Raw genomic sequence first — 23,211 nt, forward strand, 5'->3', positions numbered from 1 at the left:
TATTTTGGAGTGAACGGTTCGGATACACTGACAAATAGTTATATTTTGAATTTTTTAATCAATATTTTACTCGCTGTCCGACTAACCGGTATTTTGGTCTGTTCCTTATCTTTTAATGTGACATTACTCGTTCCATTAAACCATGGTGTAATTTCTAAAATATGATTTAAATTGACAAGATAACTCCGGTGCGTCCGGAAAAATGATTCATCATTCAACTTGTTCTCCAGTTCCCTTAATGTCAACTTACTCTTAATCACCTTATCTTTTGTATGGATTTCAATTTGTTTCTTATGTGGTACAGCATAATAAATCGATTCAGGCGAAAGCACAACCATCCGCTCCCCATCATCAATAAGCAGTTTATCTGTCATAGCCTGTGGCTCAGACACAGATCTATCTTTCCCCTTCGTCTGCAATGCTTTCCGCAGTCTTTTCAGTGCCCGTTTGAAATGAGTTTCCTCGTAAGGCTTCAATAAATAATCAATCGCTTCAACATCAAATGCATCCATCGCATAGTCATCATAGGCGGTCGTAAATACGAATAAAGGCTGCTGCTCTTCCTCTTTCGTTATATATTTCGCTGCTTCGACTCCAGACATGCCGGGCATTTCAACATCAAGAAAGATAACATCCGGATGATGGAGACGATACTGTTCGATCAGCTCTTCCCCAGTTTCTGCATGAGGAGAAAGAATAATATCTTCTTCATGCTGCAAAAGATACATCAATTCTTTTCTTGCCATCGCCTCATCTTCCGCAATCATCGCCCGTATGATCATGGGATCGCCTTCCTTTCCATTTGATTCATGCGAGGTATTTGGAAATACACTTCACTCCCTTCAAGCGGCAAATTTTGAATCGTTAATTTCGCTGACTCGCCAAGCAGGCCAATCAACCGCTGATTCACATTGTAAATACCAATCCCACCACTTTTCTCTTCGCTGAGTGGTTTATATCCAGCGTCTCTTAGTATATGTTCCGGGAAGCCATAGCCGTTATCGCGGACGAGAATGAACACAGCATCCGCTTCAACTGTAATGACAATATCAATTCTTCCCCCCTTCGATTTATGATGTAAACCATGATTTACACAATTTTCCACAAGTGGTTGAATTGTTGAAGGCGGTATATAAACGCCCGAAAGGTCTTCCGGCCGCTCGAAATGAATTGTCAACCGATCCGCGAATCTTGCTTGGATAATCGCTGTATATGCCTCGACATGCTCACATTCCTTCTCAAGGTCAACAAGTGACCTGGAAACGAGCCGCAAATTAAAGCGCATAAAACCTGCAAGTTTAAGCGTGAGATACCTGGCCTTCTCTGCATCTTCCCGGTAAAGGGTGGCGATAAGCTGTAACGTATTGAATAGAAAGTGCGGATTAATCTGCGCCTGTAGATTCCTGAGTTCCGTATGCCGCATATGCATGTTCAACTTCTCTGCATGCAGCATCGTCAATTGATTGGATATGAATTGACCAAGTCCTTCTGCCATCGTAATCTCTACCGGGGTAATATGTTGCGGTTTCCGGAAATAAAAGATGATTAAACCCGTATAGTCATGGCCCCGAGAAATAGGAATCATGATGGCTGCATGCAACGGACAATCTGGCTCTATACACTCTAAGTCAGCTTTACTATATATTATTTTCATCGCATTCGTTGCGATTGCCTCTTTTGCAAGCTTCGAACGGATTGGATTTCCCGCTTGGTGATGGTTGCCAATTCCTTTATGGGCCAGCACTTCCTGATGATTTGTAACAGAAACCGCCGCAAGCTCCAAGCGGTCGTAAAGTAAATCGGCAATCCCGTCAGCCATAGCTTTACTTCCATCCTGCTTTAAAAATGGTATTGCTTCTTCCGCTATCGTTAATGCCTGCTTTGTCGCAAGCGCCGCCTCATTTTCCTGTTCCTTAAGGACAATGCCAATCATCGCAGTAAAGATTGCAATCGCTATACTGTTTGATAGGACAAGCGGCAGACCAATCCAGTCTACAACCTGTACAATATCATATGCATCCGTGTAAAAAATGAGTAGCAGCTGCATTTGTAATACTGGCGGAAAAACTCCAATAAACAATGCTTTTAACGGCGAAATAACCCGCTCATTGGAGAAGAATCTAGCCGTTAATCCTGCCAATAATCCTGTAAGCGGGTTCACAAAACCATTTGCTAGCCACCCCACTCCGCCAAGGAACATCAAGTGAATGCCGGCAATCAGACCTGCACCAAGCCCTACTACTGGACCGCCTAATAAGCCCGCAATAACCACGGCAACGAGGCTTGTACTAACAATCAGCTGATCTTTTTCCACAGGGAATATAATAAAATCAACATGCAGCACCTCATCTTGAACGATGACAATTCCTGTAATCGTACTCGCAATCGCAAAAACACCAAATACGATTGCATGCACCAACGACATACCAATATTAAAATTCCGATCAAGCAACCGCTTAAAGCCTGGCGTTCGCGTTAATACGAATGCAATAACGAGGAGAAGTCCAATCCGTTCAAAAAGAATAATCGTTAAATCCTTCATGACGCGTCACTCCTGGAACGGCTGCTTTGTGCTTTTTTGAAAAATGCGTAATAGGACGCTTCCTTTTCCGCCTGGCCTCCAGATAGGAATGCACCTAGAAAAGCTCCTAAAAATCCAATCGGTATCGCAATAATTCCCGGATTATATAACGGAATAATCGCATCACGGGCGATCAACCCATTTTCCGTATCCATAATATGTGGCCCCAGTACGAGCAGGAGAAGCGATGCAATTAGTCCACAAAACATTCCAGCAACAACTCCCGTTCGATTAAACCTTTTCCAATAAATCGTAAACAACAGTACCGGGAAAATACTAGATGCCGCAACGATAAATGTCATCGATACAAGAAAGGTCACATTCATTGTCTCAAGCCGCAATGCAAAAACGGTAGAGAGAAGTCCAATTGCTAGAGCCGTCCAGCGTGCCGCATAAAGCTGTTCTTTCTCCGTCGACTTTCCTTTCTTCCATATCATATGATAAATATCATGGGAAAAAGCAGTCGTTGCCGAAATGACAAGCCCTGCGACAACTGCAACTATTGTCGTAAATGCAACTGCAGAAATAAACGCCAAGAGAAAGTCACCACCGACCGCTTGGGCGAGTAATGGAGCTGCCAAATTTCCGGTAGGATCAGTTGCCACCAGTGCCTCGTACCCTAATAATGCAATCGTTCCAAGCCCAAGAATCAACGTCATTAAATAAAACGTCCCGATGATCCATGTTGCACTGAGCAGCGAACGGCGCACTTCAAAGGTATTTTTCACAGTGAATAGTCGGATTAATATATGCGGAAGTCCCGCCGTTCCGAGAATCAATGCGAGCTGTAACGAGATTAACTCAATTGGACTATCAAATAAATGCCCCGGATGAAAAAAGTACTCCCCGAGTGGAGAGCGTTCTTTCACATCCGTAATAATCGCGGGAACATTCCAATTATAATTGGATAGGACGATGAGCGATAATAAAAATGTACCTGACATGAGGACAATCGTCTTGACAATTTGCACCCAAGAAGTCGCAATCATTCCGCCGAACATGACGTAAATCGTCATCAAACTTCCAATTACAAGCACAGAAACAGAATAATCAATATCAAGCAATAAACGCAACAGGAAGCCTGAAGCAACAAGCTGGGGGACCATATATAGAATAGAAATCGTAAAGGCCCCAAACGCCATGATGAGGCGCATCGAACTACCGGGAAACCTCGAGCAGATTACATCACCAAGCGAGTATTTGCCGAGTCTGTGCACCGGTTCCGCGATTAAAAAAAGTACAACCAAATAAGAAACTAAAAAACCGATTGAATATAGAAATCCGTCATACCCGCTGAACGCTATCGTACCGACAATACCGAGGAAAGAAGCAGCACTGATGAAATCTCCGGCAATCGCCATTCCATTTTGAAAACCGGTTAAACTTCCAGCCGCCGTATAAAATATGTTCGTTGTTACACTTCGCTTTGCCGCCCAATATGTAATGATAAGTGTACAAACAACGATACATATGAAAAATAAGAAGTAGGTGAGATTCACTTCGTCACTCCTCTTGTATCATTTGCTCGGTCTGTTCATCTATCTTTTTTGCCTTTAGATGATACAACCATCCAAGCAGCCAAATCATAATAATCTGCAGGAATGCGTAAACCCAAGCCCACGTCACCCCGGGAATAAAGCTTGTTTGATTCATCGTATCAGGGAAAAAGATAAGTGATACAGGGAGTAAAAAGTAAAAAACAAAAGCAAAAGTAATTGCTATGATAACAAAACGCCGCTTCTCCCGTAAAATTTTCTCGTACGTTTCCTCCATCACCCTCCCCCATTTCACTTAGTAAAAATCTGTAAATTTCTTTAATTATGAATATATATGAAGAAACTCAACTTGTAAAGTGAAAAGTTTGCATAACTTAATCAAAAGAAAAGTCTGGCATTTTCCATGTCAGACTTTCTTTTTCATCCATCTAATTTGGTTGTTAATGAATTTAATGAATCCGCTGAAGCAGCAACTTCTTCAAAAGATTCTCCTAGTACACTCATACTCTCGCAAAATAATTGAATCTCATCTGCCATCTTATTATTTTGCTTATCGGTATCATTCATCGTTCGGACGATTTCCTCAAAATGAATTTCCGTATCCTTAGAATAACTATTCCCGATCTGCACGTCTCGACGAATCGTATCTAAGGTTGACGTCAAATAATTAACTTGCTCCGTTGTATTTTTAATTAATGAGGCAACATTCACAACGGCGTCCTTCGTCTGATCGGACAACTTACGCACCTCTTCTGCAACAACTGCAAAGCCGCGACCTGATTCCCCTGCCCTTGCTGCCTCAATGCTTGCATTAAGGGATAGCAAATTCGTCTGCTCAGCCACACCGGATACAAGATTGATTATCTCTTGCATTTGCTGCATAATCTTCTCAAGTTCTTCCGCGTCTGTACGGATTCCTTCAACCGACGCAGTGATACTGTTCATTTTTTCCGTGAGTCGGTTCAATTCCTGCTTACCCGACTCTGCTTTACTTTTTGCCGATTCGGATAAGGAAGAGCCACGTTTCGCCAAAGCAACCATTCCATCCGATTGGGCAATTAATTCTTCCATTGTTGCATTTGTTTGTAGGGAAACCGCTGCTAAACTTTCTGATGTCCCGGTAATTTTTACTTGGATGTTCTGTTTCTCCGCAGCAATTGTCTGCTTAATGCGATCTATCTCCTCTTCATATGCTTCAAGAACGAGCTGTTCTTCCAAATTAATAATTTTACTGACTGCCCGGAAGGCAAGAAATGATTCTTCCCGGTCAGGCACATGCTCTTCAATAATATTAATCAGTGAATTTAAAATATCTTGGAATGCCGCCAAATACCATTTCGCTTCTAAACCAATTTTGACATGAACATGGGCAACAATATAGCGCTTTTTAATATAATCTTCATCGATTTCACCTGTGAACATCTCGACAATATGACGCCTTAGCGTCTGCTTTAACCTTTCGATAGAACTATAATGGTTAATAATATGAATTAACGATGCCTCTTTTTCTAGATTTGAATAGAATCGATCGATAATTAGTCCGATATTTTCCATCACGTATGGCTGCAGTGTATGTAGAATTTGTAAATCTTCGACGGTCAGCCCAATCATCTTAACTTGATGATCCAGTGCACTATTCGATTTTGCTTCTAAGGTAACATGATGGGGGTCTTTATTAAAAATGAGTTCTCTCGTCTTTTCTTTTTTTCGCTGCTTGAACATGCTTGCTCTCCTCCAAACTTATCTATGTAACTATCCTACTACAGGAAGCCGTAGATTCCAATAAAATATAGGAATTATTACTCTGTTTATATAGAAATTCGAAAAAAAACGGGCACATGAATCTATTTCATTCATGTACCCATTTTTATCATAGATTTAAAATCATCCCAATCGATAAGTCGTTCCATTTCCAAATCCTTGTTATAGGATTGATCTTTAACGATTAATTGGATTGGCGTGTGAAGTAACGTTTTGAGGACAGCCGGTTTATCATCTACATAATAATCCAGCTCAAGCTCTTCGATGATTTTTACTTTTTCCTCATCTTGCATCCCATAGAAAAAACGATCGTCCGTAATTGGGAATCCTTTTTCCTTCATCCATTCCCTCGTCCGGATGCCGTGTTCTTTCGGCCTTGCCGTTATATAATAGATTTCATGGCCTTCCTCGGCTAGATCTAATAACGTTTCTCTCGCTCCGGGAAAAGCAGGGCAATCAGTATAATAAATTTCTTCTAAAGAATGAGTCCACATTTCTTTTCCTTCTGCGTCCGTTAGTCCGAACGGCTCGTGGATTTCCACCCGGTTAATCCCTTTAAAAGTTTCTAAGGATAAGTCTTGTTTAAGCCGTTTTGTATAAATACGAAAAGCATGTTCCCGCAAATTAATTAATGTATCATCAATGTCGAAACCAAATTTCATCTCGAAATCCCTCCCCTCAATCTGTATAGGTTGGATAACCAATATATTTCAAATCTTTTCCAACTGGAATAAATGCTGCATCATTTAATTCAACCGCATCTTTCATAAGCTTCACTCCAGTTCCTTCCAGAAAGGTTGGGGCATCCTTCCCGCCAACAAGCTTAGGAGCAATATAAAGAACGACCTTATCTATTAATTGATTCTCGAGAAACGATGCATGAATATTTCCGCCACCTTCAATCATGACCGAGGAGATCCCTTCTTCGCCTAGCCGTTCGACAACTTCATGCGGATCAACAGTATTTTCACGGTTTGTAACAAAAACACGCACACCGGCCTGCTCTAATTCTTTTTTCTTCGTTTCATCATGTGCACGACTTGTGAAAATCCACGTTTCTGCTTCGTTATCTGTCACAAGCTGGTAGTCGAGTGGAATTTTTAACGTTGAATCAAGAACAATTCGAACAGGGTTTCTGCCATTCGGAATTCTCGTAGTAAGCGCAGGATTATCTTCTAATACAGTATTGATTCCTGCCAAGATTCCCATATTTTCATTACGTAGATGATGGACATCAACCCTCGCCTCTTCTGAAGTGATCCATTTACTGTCAAACGTATGGGTTGCGACTTTACCGTCCAGCGTAATTCCTGCTTTCAATGTCAGAAATGGTTTCTTTTCAACAATAAATTTATTGAAAACTTCATTCATCTGCCGCGCTTCTTTTTCCCTAACTCCTGTAATCACTTCGACTCCAGCGTCCTTTAAGATTTTCACACCACTTCCAGAAACAACCGGGTTGGGGTCAAGGGTTGCGATAACTGCTTTTTTAATCCCGGCTTGCACGATTGCTTCAGCACAAGGGCCTGTTCTTCCGTGGTGGGAACAGGGTTCAAGCGTGACGTAAATCGTACCTCCATGTGCAAGCTCCCCTGCCATTCTTAATGCATGAATTTCTGCATGCGGTTCTCCCGCTTGCAAATGGGTGCCGACTCCGACAATCCGGTTGTCATTTACAATGACGGACCCAACGAGTGGATTCGGATCAGTCTGCCCTTTCATCGCCCGGGCATTCGTAAGGGCAAGGTCCATATAAAATTCGTGATTAGTCATTTGGACAAGTTCCCTCCGCTTTCATATGGCCGGATTTTTCAATTTTCGTTTCTAAATATTTCTGGTTATATTCTGATACGTCTCCCCATAAGGCAGTTCTACCAGCAACATGCATGCCGGAGTTCCGGAGTGCTTCCAGCTTTTCGGGATTATTCGTAATCAATGTGACTGGCTTCGTGCGTAAGTTTTTCAGCACTGTAATCGCGTCATCATAATTCCTGAGATCATTATCAAATCCTAAGCTTTCATTTGCTTCGACTGTATCAAAACCATTTTCCTGAAGCACGTAAGCCATTGCTTTACTGAATAAACCAATTCCACGACCTTCATGGTTCGCAAGGTAGAACAGCGCACCCGCGCCATGCTCCTTGATCCGCTTCATGGACTCTTTCAATTGGAAACCACAGTCACAGCGTTTACTTCCGAAAATATCCCCTGTATGACAAATCGAGTGCAGACGAATGAGCGCATCGTCCGCTTCTTTAAAGTCACCGTACACGAGAACGCTCGACTGCTGATATTCAGCAAGGTTTGCTGAGGCGAAATGATCAATGACTTTCTCATAATCCTCTGTCACCTCATCATGATTCAGCCAAGAGTACCACTGAAAAACAACTGTTTCTCCGTATAAATTTACTGGAAGCTGGATCGGACCGACCAAATAGATCGCCTGATCCTGCTTTTTAATCAATTGTATTTTATCTTTTAAAAGCGCAAAGGCTTTGGATTCCACTTTCACATCTGCCATATTCCTTATCTCCTTTCACTTACTTATCTTAGTATAGTGAAATAATTATCGAGCTTCAATTTATCTTTCTCGGAAATAGGAACTTTTATCACGTATTAACGGTCCCATCTTTAAACATGAGTGAATACCAAGATGTGAAGGTGGGGATAAACAGTCCGTAAATCCCTAATTCTGTTAACATTCAGTGAGGGGGAAGGAAACCCCCACTGAATGAAATTTTACTTTTTGACAGCTAAGCTACTAGTCCGTCCTTTTTCCAGATATACCGTAGAAGAATATTTTTGTTAGATCCTCTGTAAGCGGAAGGAGTGATGGCCCTACATCTTCCCGCCGCATATAATCAGCAAACATTTGAATGTATAAGAGAATTGCCTCATCGGAAATCGACTTATCGATATACCCTTGTTCCTTCCCCTCCGCAAACAGTTCCAGAAAACGAGGCAGTGCCGTTTCAGTATAGAACTTCATGATATAACTATCCTTTTTCATATAATCTTTCATAAAATAATCGAAAAACTCTTCATTAATTTGATTCGCAACTAATGATTTATCAAAAATTATCGTTTTAACCTTTTCCGGAAAAGGAATGTCACGATTAAAAAGCACCACATATTCTTCCCATATTTGGTGGATATAATATCGAAACACTTCTTGGATTAAATTATCTTTGCTCTCGAAATAATTATAAATCGTCACCTGAGAAACGCCTGCTTCTTTAGCAATCCCAGCAACGGAAATTTTACTTATTCCATGTTCCAAAAACAATGATAAGGCCGTTTCTATTATATTATTCATTTTTATTTGCTTTCTTCTTTCAAAGCCATTCATCGCTTTCACCTCTTACATTAGTTTAATAAAAGTTATGAAATATAACAAATGAAATAGTTCAAATCTATTGCATGCTACATCGTTTTTCTATATTATGAACTATGAGAGGCGAAATATTTCAAAACTTTTTTTATAAACCTGAGAGAGGATGAGCGCAATGTCGATAGTAGAAGTGAAGAATCTCCATAAGAAATTCGGGAACTTTCAAGCGCTGGATGGAGTCAATTTGGCATTGGATCAAGGGGAAATATATGGTTTCATCGGACCGAATGGTGCTGGGAAATCCACTACCATTCGAATTTTGCTCGGAATTTTAAAAGCATCAGAAGGAAAAGTAACAATATTCGGAAAAGATGCCTGGCACGATGCAGTGGAAATTCATAAACGGCTCGCCTATGTCCCTGGTGATGTGAACCTTTGGCCGAACTTGACCGGTGGTGAGGTGATTGACTTATTTATGGGATTAAGAGGTGGGAATAATAAGCATAAACGGGAAGAACTACTGGAACGATTCGCCCTTGATCCATCGAAAAAGTGCCGCACGTATTCAAAGGGTAACCGTCAAAAAGTAGCTTTAGTCGCAGCTTTTGCATCAGATCCCGAACTGTTTATTTTTGATGAACCGACTTCTGGACTGGACCCATTAATGGAACAAGTCTTCCAGGAATATGTTCAATCTGCAAAGGATGCAGGAAAAACGGTTCTGCTTTCTAGTCATATATTATCGGAAGTGGAGAAGCTATGTGACAGAGTCGGGATTATCCGGCAAGGTAAAATTATTGAGTCAGGTACATTAAGTGAGATGCGACATTTAACCCGGACGAATCTTTTAGTGGAAACGAAAGAACCTATCCCCACAATCGATGAATGGAAAGGTATCCACAATGTGCAAAAGGATGGGCAAACGCTGGACTTTCAAGTAGATTCAGAAGAACTCGATACGGTCATCCGATATGTAAGCCAATACGGAATTGTAAAATTGGAAAGTGCACCTCCAACATTAGAGGATTTATTTATGCGTCATTATGAGCATAAGCAAGAAACGACTGAAGGAGGGAATTCCTGATGTTTCGGTCTGCAACTGATAATATCGGTTCCCTAATTACATTCACCTTAAGAAAGGACCGGGTTCGGATTCCCCTCTGGCTCATTGGTATTATCTTTTTTACTATATTGATCCCTGTCGCCCTTGACGACATGTTTCCAACACAAGATGAACGGGATGTAATGGCAGAAACGATGGCGAATCCAGCAGTGACGGCGATGGTTGGACCTGGAGATATTGAGAATTATACGATCGGTGCGATGACGACGCATAATATGTTGCTGTTTACAGCCGTTGTCGTTGGACTCATGAGTATCTTACTCGTTATCCGTCATTCACGGGCAGAAGAGGAAGATGGGCTTTCCGAATTGATTCTTGCACTTCCTGTCGGTAGATTAGCGAACTTGAATGCTACTCTTTTTGTTCTAACCGTAACAAATATTGTGCTTGCTCTCGTTTCAGGGTTTAGCTTATATGCTTTAGGATTGGAAAGTATGGATTTTGAAGGCTCCTTGCTGTACGGAGTTGCTTTAGGAAGTACGGGACTCTTTTTCACAGGTGTAGCGGCAGTGTTCGCTCAATTTTCAGAAAGCTCACGCGGAGCTACCGGATTATCGATTGCCGTATTGCTGCTCGCTTATTTCATTCGTGCGATTGGTGATGTGAGTAATGAAACATTATCCCTCTTTTCACCGCTCGGACTCGTTACACAGACGGAAGCTTATTCAGCGAACGAATGGTGGCCTGTGTTGCTTCTTGTCGGATTTTCTGCTTCATTATTTTTACTAGCGAATTATTTAAATGCAATCCGTAACTGGGGAGCCGCTTTTCTCCACGCTCGGGCTGGAAGAACTCATGCAACTCGTTTTCTCCAGTCTCCGATTGGACTTTTCTTCCGCACACAGCGTACAGCTTTTATTTCCTGGGCAATAAGTATGCTAGTTCTAGGCATGTCTTACGGTTCTGTGATGGGAGATTTGGAGTCATTCTTTCAAGGTAATGAACTATTAGAAGAAATACTTATTGCTGAAGAAGGTTACTCCTTAACGGAACAATTTATCCCTGCCTTAATGCTTGTGATGGGGATACTTGCTACTGTTCCTCCGATTATGGCAATGAATAAATTGATTGGTGAAGAAAAGAAAAATCGAACCGAGTCGATTCTCGCCGCACCAGTATCTCGTGGAAAACTGTTGGCGAGCAACTTGATTATTGCTGTGTTTAATGGATTCATTATGATTTCCTTATCAGGTATCGGACTGTGGCTTGCTGCTGAGGCTGTAATGGAGGATGGTTTTTCTTTCGGAACGATTTACGGGGCTTCCCTCGTATATTACCCGGCGATGCTAGTCATGATCGGAGCTGCTCTGTTTTTAATTGGCATGGCACCAAGATTTACCGGATTGATTTGGGTATATGTCGTATTTTCATTCATCTCTAATTATCTCGGCGGACTGCTAGACTTACCGGAATGGATAGAGAAACTCTCCCCATTCGGTTATATCCCAGCACTACCAGTAGAAAATATGGAATGGACACCAATCATGTTACTAATTTTAGTTGCTGCCATCTTAATAACTCTGGGATTTATTGGCTATCGAAAAAGAGATATAGAAGGATAATCGACTCAAGCCCGGGACAGTGGGGTCAGAGCAAATGTCCCAGTTTTTTGGGATAGTTGTTCCGACCTTTTGTCGTTTTAGAATGGGTTCGGCTTAATTCGGATACTCGAAGATTTGTTAATTACCGAAAGAGCTAGGAAGTCAATTGTTCAGAGGGTTAGAGAGTCTCTAATCCCTCGAACGAGAGGAAAACCAATCGTTCGAGGGATTAGAGTGTCTTTCATCAACCGAATCAGCGGAAAAAGCAATTGTTCGAGGGATTAGAGGGTCTCTTATCAACCGATGAAGCGTAAAAATTGTGTGTTCAAATGATTAGATAGCTTATAAACCGCTGAACGATTGGAAAACTTGGCTATTCGAGGAATTAGATAGCCTATAAGCCTCTGCATGAGTCGAAAAATACAAAGATGAAGACACTGATAGCTTTTCCCCTTCAAAGTTATGCGAAACAACGAATCGGGATTCAGATGATCCGGAGGGGAACTAACCCTCTGCACTCTTATTGTCGAATGCAGCCATATTTCCCGCGCATTTCAAAAAGCAAATGAATCATACCTTCATAATATGGAATAAACTCACCGCTCCTAATCATCTCAATAATTTCTTCTCTTGTTGCCCATTTTACATCTTTAACTTCTTCCTCCTGTAACTTTACATCTTCCAAATTGATTTCCTTTTCAACCAAATAAATATCATCAAAACCACGTTCAAAATTAATAGTAAAATGCGGTCTTAGTTCCTCTAAATTTAGATAAATTCCAAGTTCTTCCTCCAATTCTCTTTCTGCTGCCACTTGACTGCTATCCCCTTTTATCGCACTGCCACCAACGGTAATATCCCATTTATCCGGCCACCCTATTTTGAAAGGTTGTCGCTGCTGGATCAACATTTCCCCTGCCGAATTGAAGATACAAACATGGACAACCAAATGATAATCCCCTTCTTCAAAAGCTTCTCCACGTACTATAAATTTATCTTTTTTGATTCGATCTCGATTATATACATCCCAAAGTTCCATTTGCAGATCCTCCCCAATTTCTATCGCCATTTGAAATTAACAACGTCTTCAAATCAAAATCAATCATACCCGCCTACTGCTTCTGGTAAATCTTTATATGTATCCTTTCTCTTCACTATATCAAAAATATAATTTCTCAATTCAAATAACTCGCTTGCATCAGCGGTTGAATCACAATAAGCACCAGATACGGAATGGTGTATTGTCTCCCCGTTAACTCTGATCTTCCACTCGTCTTCTTCATGCGGTTGCTGGTAACATATTTCCCCATCAATAGGCTCTGGTATCAATTTCTTCTCTTCTACTATATGAACATCTTTCATTTTCCCGTAAATTTGCTGCATTTCTTTCTCTGTCAAAGTGATGCTCGTCGTAATCGTTCCATTCTGAATTAAGTCTTTCGTTACAGTTTCTTCAAATGTATTAATCTCGTTCTTTTTATCCACACCAAACTGAACCGCAAAACCAAAGTCATCCGGCATTTTTTCCGGCATAATCGCAGTGGTTGTATTAGGTTCTTCATTTGTATTGCTACAACCGACTATCCCTATAACGAGTACCACAAGTAAAAGAAACTTCTTCACTTTTCCACTCCTCCCTTTTGGTTATTCTTCGTAAACTGGGACAGTTGCTCTGACCCCATGTCCCACTTAAATCATAGCACAGGTTGACTTGTTTCTTGACATTTAATATGTTTTGTCATAAGTTATATACATGAGCATGTGTTCATGTATTGATGTAAGACAATAATATAGATAGAGGAGTTGAGATGGTGGTGGATGAGCAAAAACGGGAACAGGTATTTACAGAAGACAGGCAACATTTGGATGAAGAGACATTATTCGTTGTCTCGCAAATATTCAAAGCTTTGAGTGATCCAACCCGAATTCGGATTTTAAATTTGCTATGTACAGGGGAACATTCCGTGAACGCTATTGCCGAGACATTAAACCTAAGTCAATCAAGTGTTTCCCATCAGTTACGCTTCTTAAAAAATTTGCGATTGGTTAAATATAGAAGAGCAGGGAGAACCCTATATTATTCAGAGGATGACGATCATGTCATGAATTTATTGAAGCAGGCGATCAAGCATGCTCTACATCATTGATTGAGGAGGAAATTAAAATGGGACACGATCATGTACATGATCATTCGCATGGTGCGAATAAAAAAGTTTTAAAAATAAGTTTTATCATCATTTCCCTCTATATGATAGTGGAAGCGATAGGTGGATTCCTTACCAATAGTCTTGCCCTCTTGGCAGATGCTGGCCATATGTTAAGTGATGCCATCTCACTCGGTATCGCCCTCCTCGCTTTTACACTAAGTGATAAAGCTGCCAACTATAGTAAAACATATGGATATAAACGATTTGAAATTTTAGCAGCTGTGCTGAACGGGATTACGCTAATCATCATTGCCGGCTATATTTTCTATGAAGCAATTGGACGTTTCCAAAATCCGCCGGAGGTTGCTTCAACCGGCATGTTGATAATTGCGATTATTGGTCTGTTCATTAATATTCTTGTCGCTTGGATTATGTTTCGTGGTGGAGATGTGGATGATAACTTGAATATGCGAGGAGCATACCTGCATGTCATCAGTGATATGCTTGGTTCAATCGGTGCGATTATTGCTGCCCTGCTTATCATTTTCTTCAACTGGGGTTGGGCGGACCCTCTCGCAAGTGTTATTGTCGCTGTACTCGTCCTCCGTAGTGGCTACTTTGTTGCAAAATCGGGACTCCATGTTCTGATGGAAGGAACCCCAGATAATGTTAATATGGAGAAGGTCGTGGAAACCATTCAACATACGGATGGTGTTCAAGGTGTCCATGACTTGCATGTCTGGTCGATTACGAGCGGATTAAATGCCCTTTCCTGCCACGCGGTTGTTGATGATGATATGTCCATCGCAGAAAGTGAAACATTACTTCGACAGATTGAACATGAACTGGAACAGCAAAATATTCACCATATGACGATTCAACTAGAAACGACTGCACATTTACACGACAATTCGATTCTTTGCAGGATACAGCCGGAATCACCCGGACATCACGATCATTAAAAAGGAAGTCCTTTACCCAAGGGGCTTCCTTTTTTTATATAAGAAACTATAAAATAAAAAAATGTATGTAGATAATATTAGACAAAAGAACAATTCTGTTGTTTAATTATGCTTTACAACTTAACTAACTCCATGTTATATTGACAATTATTTTCAAAAAGGGGGATTATCAGATGGAACATGGTGCAACTTCAATTGTATCTCTCATGATCGTTACGGGTGTTGCGTTTTTCATTCCAATTTTGCTCGAACGATTAAAATTAAAAGCGATACCGATTGTGGTAGCAGAGATTATTGCTGGGATCATCATTGGTAAGAGCGGTTTGAACCTTATCGATGTTGATAATGCATGGCTCACCTTGCTATCCAGTTTAGGTCTAATATATTTGATGTTTTTAAGTGGTTTGGAAATTGACTTTAACTCCTTCCGCGTGAAAAAAGGAAATAACTCTGGGAAATCGAAGGAAATTAACCCATTCCTCGTTTCAAGTATTATTTTTGCCTTAATGTTAGCTCTCGCTTACGGGTTCTCTCTAGTGCTCGTATCATTTGGTTTGATTGATGATCCGTATTTCATGACGATTATCTTATCAACCATTTCTCTAGGCGTTGTCGTACCTGTATTAAAAGAAAGGAAAGTACTGAATACGAAATTAGGGCAAACCGTATTGCTCATCGCAGTCATATCTGACTTTGCCACGATGATTTTATTTGCTTATTATTTAGCAGTAAAAGACGGAGACACGACGATTGTTTGGTGGATCATCCTGCTCGTCGCTCTTGTATTCCTGCTTTATTTCTTATTGAACTTTTACCGGAAGAAAACGAACATGGCAGTGGTTGAAGCATTAAAAAGAGGAACAGCGCAAATCGGTACTCGTGGTATCTTTGCATTAATCCTTTTGTTCGTAGCTTTATCAGAAACAATGGGAGTAGAAAATATCCTTGGCGCTTTCTTGGCTGGGGTTGTTGTGTCCCTACTTTCTCCAGATAGAGAATTCGTTCATCAGCTGGATAGTTTCGGCTATGGATTCTTGATCCCTATCTTCTTTGTTATGGTAGGAGTGGATTTTGATTTCGGTTCTTTACTGGAAAATCGCAGTATCTTGCTGTTGATTCCTGTTGTGTTGGTCTTTCTCTTTTTAACACGTAATCTGCCAACATTACTTCTTAAGCGATGGTTTTCTTGGAATGAGGTATTGAGTTCAGGGATGCTGCTTACCTCTACCCTAAGCCTTGCAATTGTAGCAGCTACCGTGTCGCTGCAAATGGGAATCATCTCGGAAGGTATGAACAGTGCGATTGTACTAGTTGCTATCTTGACGTGTTTCACTTCACCGATATTGTATGCAAGAATATCGCCTGAAGTGGAGGAAAAAGAAAGCAGCTTAGCTATTATTGGAGCTAACCGTGCCGCACTCCGAGCGAGTCTCAACTTTCAAAAGAGTAATTATAAGGTAACGATTTTCTCGGAGAAGCAAGGGAAATTAAAATCGGAATCAGATAATGAATTTCCAATTGTTGAAGTGAACAACATGACGTTGGAGAAGTTAATCGAAATGGATATCTTTGAAACCTTCGACGGTATAATTGTTGCAACAAGTAATGATAATTTCAACGTGGAGATTACTAATTACGCGATTGCAATTGGCTATGAAAACATCATTACCCGGATTGAAGAACCGACATTGAACAAACAATATACGGATATGGGTATGGCGATTTATTCGAATGCCTTCGCTGGAGAAATGGTGTTAAAAGCGATGGTGCACAGTCCAAGTCTTGTCCGTCTATTAACGGATAATGATGAGATTATTAGAGAATTTGTTTTAGATGGAATGAGATATGACCGGATACCGCTCCGCAAGCTGCCATTCTTGGGAGATACGCTTATCCTGTCCATTTATCGTGGAGAACGAGCGATTACACCAAATGGAGATACGATTTTACAACAGGGTGACCGTTTAATTATTAGTGGTAGCGAAGAATCGATGGAAAAAGTAGCGGAATATTTATAAAAAGGGTTTACACCTTTAGCGTGATGAAGATGCAGTGCGCATACTTCATCGCGCTATTTTTAGATAACAATTTGTTATAGACGATTTCGTGCTAATGAGCCCATTCCAAGACTTCAATTGAGTAAATACGGGAGTTAATCTTTAATCGCTCGAATGAGAAGTATTCTAATCGTCTGAATGGGATAGATTTGAATGCGTTCGGATGATTAGAGGTATTCTAATCAACTGAATGAGATAGATTTGAATGCGTTCGTGCAGAGAGGTCCTAACAACATTTGTAAAATTTAGATAGAAAATATGGGGAATAGAATGTATCTTACTTAGTTGAGGCACAGTTTCCCCTATTCTATCAGAAATCAATGGTCTCAAGTACTTTTTAAGTACCAATCAAGAAATGCAGCTTTTTCTATTACGTTTAATAGGCAAGGTTCATTTACCTGTTGCACCAATTTCTTATATTCATCAGGAAATTCAGATTGTGCGTCTATTTTTACATAAGGAAGCTTTTCCTGTGCTTTTCGAGAGCGTATATTAGTTAACTTGGCACCGGCGAAGACATATTCCATGTTAAGATCTGTGAAAGCAGTATATAGAATATCTTTTTTGGCCAGCTCATTATATCCTTTTCCCCAATAGGGATGGCCGATCCAAGTTCCGATGTGACAGGTCTTCTTCTCATTATCTATTTCTTTTAAGGTTATTACCCCGATTAACTCATCGTTTTCATTCAAGATTACTCTCGAATACAGCTTATCTAATCGTTCACTTTCTAGGACAAACTCGATAAATTCAAGTGTTCCGTCTATCGATGTCTGATCATCCGTCAATCCTAGAGGTTCTCTCACCTGTGGAGCTGAAGAGAGTGAAGATATTAATTTTGCATATTTTTTATCATGAGGTACTAATGCTACCTTTCTCATTTGTAACCCTCCAACATAGAATTTTTAATTTTATAAAGAAGATTGTTGCTTTAACTTTTCAATCTCTGTATCAACAATTGAGAGGTCATTTTCTTTCTAGTATATGACTCGTTTGCATACTATTAACATTTGCAAACCATTAAAATATTCCCGTCGGGGTCTTTGAAATTAAAATAATGATTATGTTCGATTTCTGAAATTAAATTAACTCCTTTATTGCTTATAAAATGAAATGCTTTCTCAATATCTTTTGTATTGAAATGGAATGCTGGGGTTTTAAAAGTTCTATCTTCTGAATAAATCTTGCTATCTAATACAATTCCTGTCCCTTCCATGGGTATAACGTAGAGATGACCAAATTGAACTTCCCCTTCTGTTTTTAATCCTAAAATGTCGCAGTACCAATCTCTCGCTTTTTGAATGTTGCTTACTGGGATAAATACTGTTCCGATTTGTTTTAAGATAGGATTTTCCATCAAGACACTCCTCTAATTTTATGTGCTTATTTAATATTCTACGTAATTATCATGAAATCCTAGTTTCTAGAGATAAAACTGCAGCCTAATTCAATCTAACTATTTTTACCTGCCAGCAGTATGATAGTTTCAGCACGATTGCTATATATTAAATAACGTTTAAAACTATACAATAAAGCGATCGAATAGGACCACCTACTTTAACAATTGCAGACATAGCTGCCGGTAAATCCTAATTAGTCCACTTGTAATAAACAAATCTCAAACTTTCTCCATTCATTTCAAACGTTTCATCACTCGTTGCTATATGCTTAAACCCATTTTTCTCCAAAACTCTTTGCGAGGCGATATTGTCAGTAGTTGTCTTCGCTAAAATTTCTTTAATCTCCTGCTTATTAATCGTTGTTAATTACAAATTTACCGATTTATTAGCGATACCTTTGCCAATATATGATTCCCCTACTCTATAACCGATATGACCTATACCTTGATTTTTATCAACATTTACTAGGTTTATTCTTCCCAAAATAAGGCCATCTTCATTCTTTATTAAGTAAAAATAGGATAAACCTTTAGATTGTTCATCCAACAAGGCTTTATTCTTTTTCGTGAAATTCTCAAAGATGTAGTATTCATCCCCACCTAATGCCATCTTCTAACTTTCCAAATACCAACGAAGAGCTTTTTGTTCCATCTCATTTACGAATTTCTTTTTTGCTGGACTATAACGACTTGTCGTATCGTAGCGTTGAGCCAACTTTTCTTTGAAACGACTGTATTTAGCTACCTCTTGTGGATGAGCCCTCAAATAATCTCGAAAAATTAAATGTCTAGCAATTTCAGGGTTATCAAATTGATAGAAATGAATATGATGCGTTCTGTTATCCCCGCCTTTACGAAATAACCTTCTTCCTTTAATTCCCCATTCCCCAGCAACGTCATATCCTAAAGAATTCATTTGCTCATTGAAAAAGTCCACCTTTTCTATGGATTTAACGATACACATCATGTCGATTACAGGCTTTGCCTTCATCCCCCGTACTGCTGTACTCCCAAAATGCTCACATTTTATTATCAAGTCGCCAAATACTGTTGTAAGAAACGCTGCCTCTGTCTGAAACATGCAAGACCAATCTTCACTATAGTCAGTAAGTCGAACTTTCACGTTATTGTATCCCACCTTTTTATTTTCAGTTTATAAGGATGATCATCATTTCTTGTTCAACTAAGAACTATACACTTTCAATTTGTAACTTAATTGTATCAAACTTCTTTATGAATTATCGGAATTTATCCCAAACGATCATTCTTCATTATAAATTATCGAACTTAATTTCATTGCTGTCCGGTATCCATCTTATGATAACGCAGGGATGATAGGCCAAGGAATAGGGATCTAAAATGTATTGCTAGTTATACCAGCAATTAACTGATAATTCGAGCCCGTTTGTTAAATACATATATCCTCCAACTACAACTTACATTATTTAATAAAAATATACAGACCTCTTCTAACAAACTTACTTCTTCCACCACCTATTAATAATAGTGATGTAGAAGTCGTTAAAAGCAAAGAATAAAAGGGGGGGTTGCTCTGGATGACTCGTCTATACCTATCTAACATCTCCGAATACACTATTTAATGAGAATGAAAAAGAAGGAGGGATTCATATGTATAGAAGAGAAATTGATGAGGAATCCAAATCAAAATCAACTTGTCAAAGACTTGCAAATATTATTGGCGGTGAGGTTATTCAAGCGCAACCTGTTTGTGTGGTAATGCGTCTTCGAGATGATATTAGAGCGACTATTTTAGGCCGCCGCACGCGTTCTCCACTAGCCCTACCTTTCATGTTATCCTTTGAAAATAATGGTTTAAATCTAGGTGAAACTGTAATCCTTCAAAAGGAAGTAAATCCTATGATTCGAGCATTACAAAGAAGGGGGATTATCGTAACTGCATTTCATAACCACTGGTTGTTTGAAGAGCCGAGGTTAATGTATTTGCATTGGGAGAATGTCGGAATGAATCCATTCGAATTTGCGAAGAATAGCTTTGCAGCCGCAAAAGAAGCAGGACTTTTTTAATAAGCGAGCCATTGTGTTATCACAATGGCTTTATTTCTGTTCATTCATTCCTCTTTATTTAGGTATTAATCTAACTTCAGCATTATATTGGTTTGTATCTGGAGCATCTGCATTTATTGTTAACAATTGTACTTAATATTCTACCCTGTAGATAAATAAGAAACATGTTTTTTAAAGAACTCTGATTCCCCTATTTTAAATTATTAATCCTCCCCCAGCAGCCATCATTTCTAGAAAACAATTTTATAAATCCATAGATAACCGAATCATATCTCGGCATTGAATACCATTTTCAATAATTTCCTCATCATAATGTCTAATGAAAAAATCTATATCTACACCAATAATTCTAAATCCACATTTTTGATAAAGTGCAAGCTGCCCGATACTTGAATTTCCAGTACCTACTTCCATTGTTTTGTAACCTTTTTCTTTGGCAGTTCGAATAGCATCCATTACCAATGTTTTCCCAAAACCCTTACCATGAAATTCTTCTGCAACCGCAACATTCACCAATTCCACAGTTTCCGGTCTGGTCGGAAGTATTACATATACTCCAATAACGCGATTATCACTTTCTCCAATGAAACATTCTCCTTTTTCCAAATACGCTTCCACTATTTCTCGAGAGGGATCCGCTAGCAATAACAAATCAATAGGTGGGTTTTCGTCTTTATTTAACAACCTGATATTCATCTTAAATCTCCTTTTGCAAAACTTCAAAATGCGAAATCCTATATCATTTGCTATTCCTTTTAAATCTATAAATATATTTTCCAACATAAATTAACGAAGCGATTCTTTTACTTTTTCCCTAAAATCAGCATCTAGCGCCGTACTGATAACAAAATCATTGAATATATTTCTTATCCAGTAGAGCTCACCACCCGTATCGTCCTTTATAAAAAGAGATACAGCGATAGTATTACCATAAAATTTTCTGTATAAAGCAGATGTTAAAACAAACATGGTCGCTCCGCCTTTGTACCAAAAGTAGGCATCCTCTTCACTTTTGATGTTCTTACCAATCACTATTTCACTAAATAAATCTTTTTCCTTTTCGCTAAGTAGATTTCCTCCTAATTCGTACATAAAATCAGCATATTCTCTTGTGGTTGAGGAAGGCATCTTTTTAGTTATTGCGAGTTGTGTCTTATGGTCCAACATTTTCAACATGTTTTCTTTAAGATCGTTGCACCCATCTGTCGTCATTTTTTCAAATAATTCTTTCGACAACTCCTGGTATTTATGTATTGCCATTGATTCTAATTGTTGCCTAGCTATCTTTTTCTTATCTGACAAATAACGCGGCATTAAAATTGGTGGAGTTAAATAGGTTATTTGATCATGGCTGTCCAGTTGGAGAGCATCTAAACTATTGTTAATTGTATCTATTCCTATTTTGTTTATGAGGAAATCTGTGCATGCGTTAGAACTAAACTGCATCATTCCCTTTGCTACTTCCATTAGAGAAACATCGGCGGGATTATTTATAGACTTTTTCCACCTAGGATGAGCATCTCCATCCGTATTTGGGAGATAGAATTTATCAAGCTCATCTAATTCCACTTTATCATTAATTGAAAATCTCTTATTTGTTACAGCCTTTACAAAATTAAACGCTATTAGTACTTTTAACGTACTAGCTAACGGAAATTTCTGATTAGAATTTATAGTTAATGTGTCTATACCATCTTCCTTAATCGTAATAGACAGCCTATCTTTATGCTTCTTAAAGTAATTTAATAAATCATGCTTGTCTTTCCTTAAATTGCGTTTATTAATTGCTATTCCAGATATGATAAAAAGAATGAATAAAATTAGCAATACCACTAAAACAATAATAAAAGTTTTCATTTTCACCAACCTTTGAGCTACTTACTTACCCTTTTTTCCTGCCCCTGCCAAAAATGCAGGTAAGAAACTTTTCAGCTTCACCACTTATTCCCCCATTAAATGAATCATTACCACCTATTTCCAATAGTACTTTCCATTTTTCCCCTCTAATCGCCTGTATCTCACTTATCTAGATCACCCTTTTTTGAAATAGCTTTTACAATAAGAAAATGTGGATGAGTCATGAGATAATGATAAGCCTCTTCCTTCACTTTCTTCATCAATTCATCCGGCTTCGGTTCAATCAACTTTTCTAGATTGAAGTATTCAGTCGTTTCATTCACGATATCTTGCATAGACCGCCGATAAAAGATCACATCAATTGTAATATTTGGTTTATACCAGGTTTCTGATAGAAGTTGCTTTTTAAAGTAATCATCGCATTCGTACCGGGTAAAATCCATAAATGGATGATGAACAGAAAATAGCAAAGTTCCACCACTTTTTAAAATGCGATTGAATTCCTGGAAGGTGTTCGTCCACTCTTTTATGTAATGAAGCGTCAGTGAGCTTACGATAACATCAAAAGAATTATCATTAAACGGAAGAGGTTCTTCAAGATCATGACAGAGGAATGTTGCTTTATCCCCTATTCGATGCTGTGCTGCTTTTATCATGTTGGGGCTCAGGTCTATACCGGTAACTTCCGCTCCACCAGCCAAAAGTTGCGAAGAGTACCAGCCAGCTGAACAACCGGCATCCAGTACCTTTTTTCCTTTTAATTGGCAGGGCAATGCAGCCATCATGGCAGGGCGTTCATAATATACATTGTAAGGACTACCCCAGTCCGTATCGTGCTGATAAGCGTCGGCTAGTTTATTATAAATTTCTCTTATTGGATTACTCATTTAATTTCCCCCCTTCAGCAGGA

The 23,211-nt window shown here is 39.3% G+C and carries 24 protein-coding genes; 6 read left to right on the forward strand and 18 right to left on the reverse strand.

Annotation, left to right across the window (positions count from 1 at the left end):
• Positions 1-38 precede the first annotated feature (38 nt).
• The 9 genes from SPD53_RS07685 to SPD53_RS07725 all read right to left on the reverse strand — a co-directional run bounded on the left by SPD53_RS07685 (position 39) and on the right by SPD53_RS07725 (position 9,187).
• Positions 39-782, reverse strand: a complete 744-nt coding sequence (locus tag SPD53_RS07685) for a LytR/AlgR family response regulator transcription factor (RefSeq protein ID WP_336252156.1) — start codon at positions 780-782, stop codon at positions 39-41.
• Positions 779-2,542 carry a LytS/YhcK type 5TM receptor domain-containing protein gene (locus tag SPD53_RS07690; RefSeq protein ID WP_336252157.1) on the reverse strand — a complete coding sequence of 588 codons (1,764 nt, stop codon included), beginning with the start codon at positions 2,540-2,542 and terminating at the stop codon, positions 779-781. Before SPD53_RS07690 ends, SPD53_RS07685 begins: the two co-directional genes overlap by 4 nt.
• Positions 2,539-4,080, reverse strand: coding sequence for a solute symporter family protein (locus SPD53_RS07695; protein WP_336252158.1), 1,542 nt, complete (start codon positions 4,078-4,080; stop codon positions 2,539-2,541). Before SPD53_RS07695 ends, SPD53_RS07690 begins: the two co-directional genes overlap by 4 nt.
• A 4-nt stretch (positions 4,081-4,084) precedes the next feature.
• On the reverse strand, positions 4,085-4,354 hold the full coding sequence (locus SPD53_RS07700; protein ID WP_156856653.1) for a DUF485 domain-containing protein: 270 nt from the start codon (positions 4,352-4,354) through the stop codon (positions 4,085-4,087).
• A 143-nt stretch (positions 4,355-4,497) separates the two neighbouring features.
• Positions 4,498-5,799: a globin-coupled sensor protein gene (locus tag SPD53_RS07705; protein WP_156856654.1), complete on the reverse strand. Its 1,302-nt coding sequence runs from the start codon at positions 5,797-5,799 to the stop codon at positions 4,498-4,500.
• 131 nt (positions 5,800-5,930) lie between these two features.
• Positions 5,931-6,500, reverse strand: a complete 570-nt coding sequence (locus SPD53_RS07710; RefSeq protein ID WP_336252159.1) for a 5' nucleotidase, NT5C type — start codon at positions 6,498-6,500, stop codon at positions 5,931-5,933.
• Positions 6,501-6,516: 16 nt separating this feature from the next.
• Positions 6,517-7,611: a bifunctional diaminohydroxyphosphoribosylaminopyrimidine deaminase/5-amino-6-(5-phosphoribosylamino)uracil reductase RibD gene (ribD, locus tag SPD53_RS07715; protein WP_336252160.1), complete on the reverse strand. Its 1,095-nt coding sequence runs from the start codon at positions 7,609-7,611 to the stop codon at positions 6,517-6,519.
• Positions 7,604-8,359, reverse strand: coding sequence for a GTP cyclohydrolase II (locus tag SPD53_RS07720; protein WP_336252161.1), 756 nt, complete (start codon positions 8,357-8,359; stop codon positions 7,604-7,606). The genes ribD and SPD53_RS07720 overlap by 8 nt, the downstream gene beginning before the upstream one ends.
• A gap of 240 nt (positions 8,360-8,599) precedes the next feature.
• Positions 8,600-9,187, reverse strand: coding sequence for a TetR/AcrR family transcriptional regulator (locus SPD53_RS07725; protein ID WP_156856658.1), 588 nt, complete (start codon positions 9,185-9,187; stop codon positions 8,600-8,602).
• A 157-nt stretch (positions 9,188-9,344) separates the two neighbouring features.
• Between SPD53_RS07725 and SPD53_RS07730 the strand changes: the two genes are divergently transcribed.
• Complete coding sequence (locus SPD53_RS07730; RefSeq protein ID WP_336252162.1) at positions 9,345-10,253, forward strand: ABC transporter ATP-binding protein; 909 nt, start codon at positions 9,345-9,347, stop codon at positions 10,251-10,253.
• Complete coding sequence (locus tag SPD53_RS07735; RefSeq protein ID WP_336252163.1) at positions 10,253-11,854, forward strand: ABC transporter permease; 1,602 nt, start codon at positions 10,253-10,255, stop codon at positions 11,852-11,854. The genes SPD53_RS07730 and SPD53_RS07735 overlap by 1 nt, the downstream gene beginning before the upstream one ends.
• Positions 11,855-12,353: 499 nt before the next feature.
• On the opposite strand, the gene SPD53_RS07740 is transcribed toward SPD53_RS07735, so the two are convergent.
• Both SPD53_RS07740 and SPD53_RS07745 read right to left on the reverse strand, forming a co-directional pair.
• Positions 12,354-12,872, reverse strand: a complete 519-nt coding sequence (locus SPD53_RS07740; protein ID WP_336252164.1) for an NUDIX hydrolase — start codon at positions 12,870-12,872, stop codon at positions 12,354-12,356.
• 59 nt (positions 12,873-12,931) lie between these two features.
• A complete protein-coding gene (locus SPD53_RS07745) occupies positions 12,932-13,456 on the reverse strand; it encodes a hypothetical protein (RefSeq protein ID WP_336252165.1) in 525 nt (174 codons plus the stop codon).
• 185 nt (positions 13,457-13,641) lie between these two features.
• Here SPD53_RS07745 and SPD53_RS07750 point away from each other — a divergent pair, with 185 nt between their 5' ends.
• From SPD53_RS07750 to SPD53_RS07760, 3 genes are all read left to right on the forward strand, one after another.
• Entirely contained in the window at positions 13,642-13,980 is a 339-nt protein-coding gene (locus tag SPD53_RS07750) for an ArsR/SmtB family transcription factor (RefSeq protein ID WP_156856662.1), read from the forward strand.
• Between the two features lie 17 nt (positions 13,981-13,997).
• The gene (locus tag SPD53_RS07755; RefSeq protein WP_336252166.1) at positions 13,998-14,942 is read left to right on the forward strand and encodes a cation diffusion facilitator family transporter; all 945 of its coding nucleotides are present in this window, start codon (positions 13,998-14,000) and stop codon (positions 14,940-14,942) included.
• A gap of 173 nt (positions 14,943-15,115) precedes the next feature.
• Entirely contained in the window at positions 15,116-16,960 is a 1,845-nt protein-coding gene (locus tag SPD53_RS07760) for a monovalent cation:proton antiporter family protein (protein ID WP_156856664.1), read from the forward strand.
• A 365-nt stretch (positions 16,961-17,325) separates the two neighbouring features.
• Here the strand turns inward: SPD53_RS07760 and SPD53_RS07765 are convergent, their stop codons facing one another.
• The 4 genes from SPD53_RS07765 to SPD53_RS07780 all read right to left on the reverse strand — a co-directional run bounded on the left by SPD53_RS07765 (position 17,326) and on the right by SPD53_RS07780 (position 19,521).
• Positions 17,326-17,880 carry a GNAT family N-acetyltransferase gene (locus tag SPD53_RS07765; RefSeq protein ID WP_188856410.1) on the reverse strand — a complete coding sequence of 185 codons (555 nt, stop codon included), beginning with the start codon at positions 17,878-17,880 and terminating at the stop codon, positions 17,326-17,328.
• 122 nt (positions 17,881-18,002) lie between these two features.
• Positions 18,003-18,356 (reverse strand): VOC family protein, encoded by a 354-nt coding sequence (locus SPD53_RS07770; protein ID WP_188856411.1) that lies wholly within the window; start codon positions 18,354-18,356, stop codon positions 18,003-18,005.
• Positions 18,357-18,765: 409 nt separating this feature from the next.
• Positions 18,766-19,008 carry a GNAT family N-acetyltransferase gene (locus SPD53_RS07775; RefSeq protein ID WP_336252167.1) on the reverse strand — a complete coding sequence of 81 codons (243 nt, stop codon included), beginning with the start codon at positions 19,006-19,008 and terminating at the stop codon, positions 18,766-18,768.
• A gap of 3 nt (positions 19,009-19,011) precedes the next feature.
• The gene (locus SPD53_RS07780) at positions 19,012-19,521 is read right to left on the reverse strand and encodes a GrpB family protein (protein WP_156856668.1); all 510 of its coding nucleotides are present in this window, start codon (positions 19,519-19,521) and stop codon (positions 19,012-19,014) included.
• Positions 19,522-20,027: 506 nt separating this feature from the next.
• Here SPD53_RS07780 and SPD53_RS07785 point away from each other — a divergent pair.
• Positions 20,028-20,444 carry a DUF1259 domain-containing protein gene (locus SPD53_RS07785; RefSeq protein WP_336252168.1) on the forward strand — a complete coding sequence of 139 codons (417 nt, stop codon included), beginning with the start codon at positions 20,028-20,030 and terminating at the stop codon, positions 20,442-20,444.
• A gap of 243 nt (positions 20,445-20,687) precedes the next feature.
• Here the strand turns inward: SPD53_RS07785 and SPD53_RS07790 are convergent, their stop codons facing one another.
• The 3 genes from SPD53_RS07790 to SPD53_RS07800 form a co-directional block, all read right to left on the reverse strand.
• Positions 20,688-21,140, reverse strand: coding sequence for a GNAT family N-acetyltransferase (locus tag SPD53_RS07790; protein WP_188856466.1), 453 nt, complete (start codon positions 21,138-21,140; stop codon positions 20,688-20,690).
• Between the two features lie 90 nt (positions 21,141-21,230).
• Complete coding sequence (locus SPD53_RS07795) at positions 21,231-22,301, reverse strand: serine hydrolase (RefSeq protein WP_188856414.1); 1,071 nt, start codon at positions 22,299-22,301, stop codon at positions 21,231-21,233.
• A 161-nt stretch (positions 22,302-22,462) separates the two neighbouring features.
• Positions 22,463-23,188, reverse strand: coding sequence for a class I SAM-dependent methyltransferase (locus SPD53_RS07800; RefSeq protein ID WP_188856415.1), 726 nt, complete (start codon positions 23,186-23,188; stop codon positions 22,463-22,465).
• Between the last annotated feature and the right edge of the window lie 23 nt (positions 23,189-23,211).

It is taken from the genome of Oceanobacillus sp. MO10714A, assembly GCF_037072045.1.
Taxonomy (GTDB): Bacteria; Bacillota; Bacilli; order Bacillales; family Amphibacillaceae; genus Oceanobacillus; species Oceanobacillus indicireducens.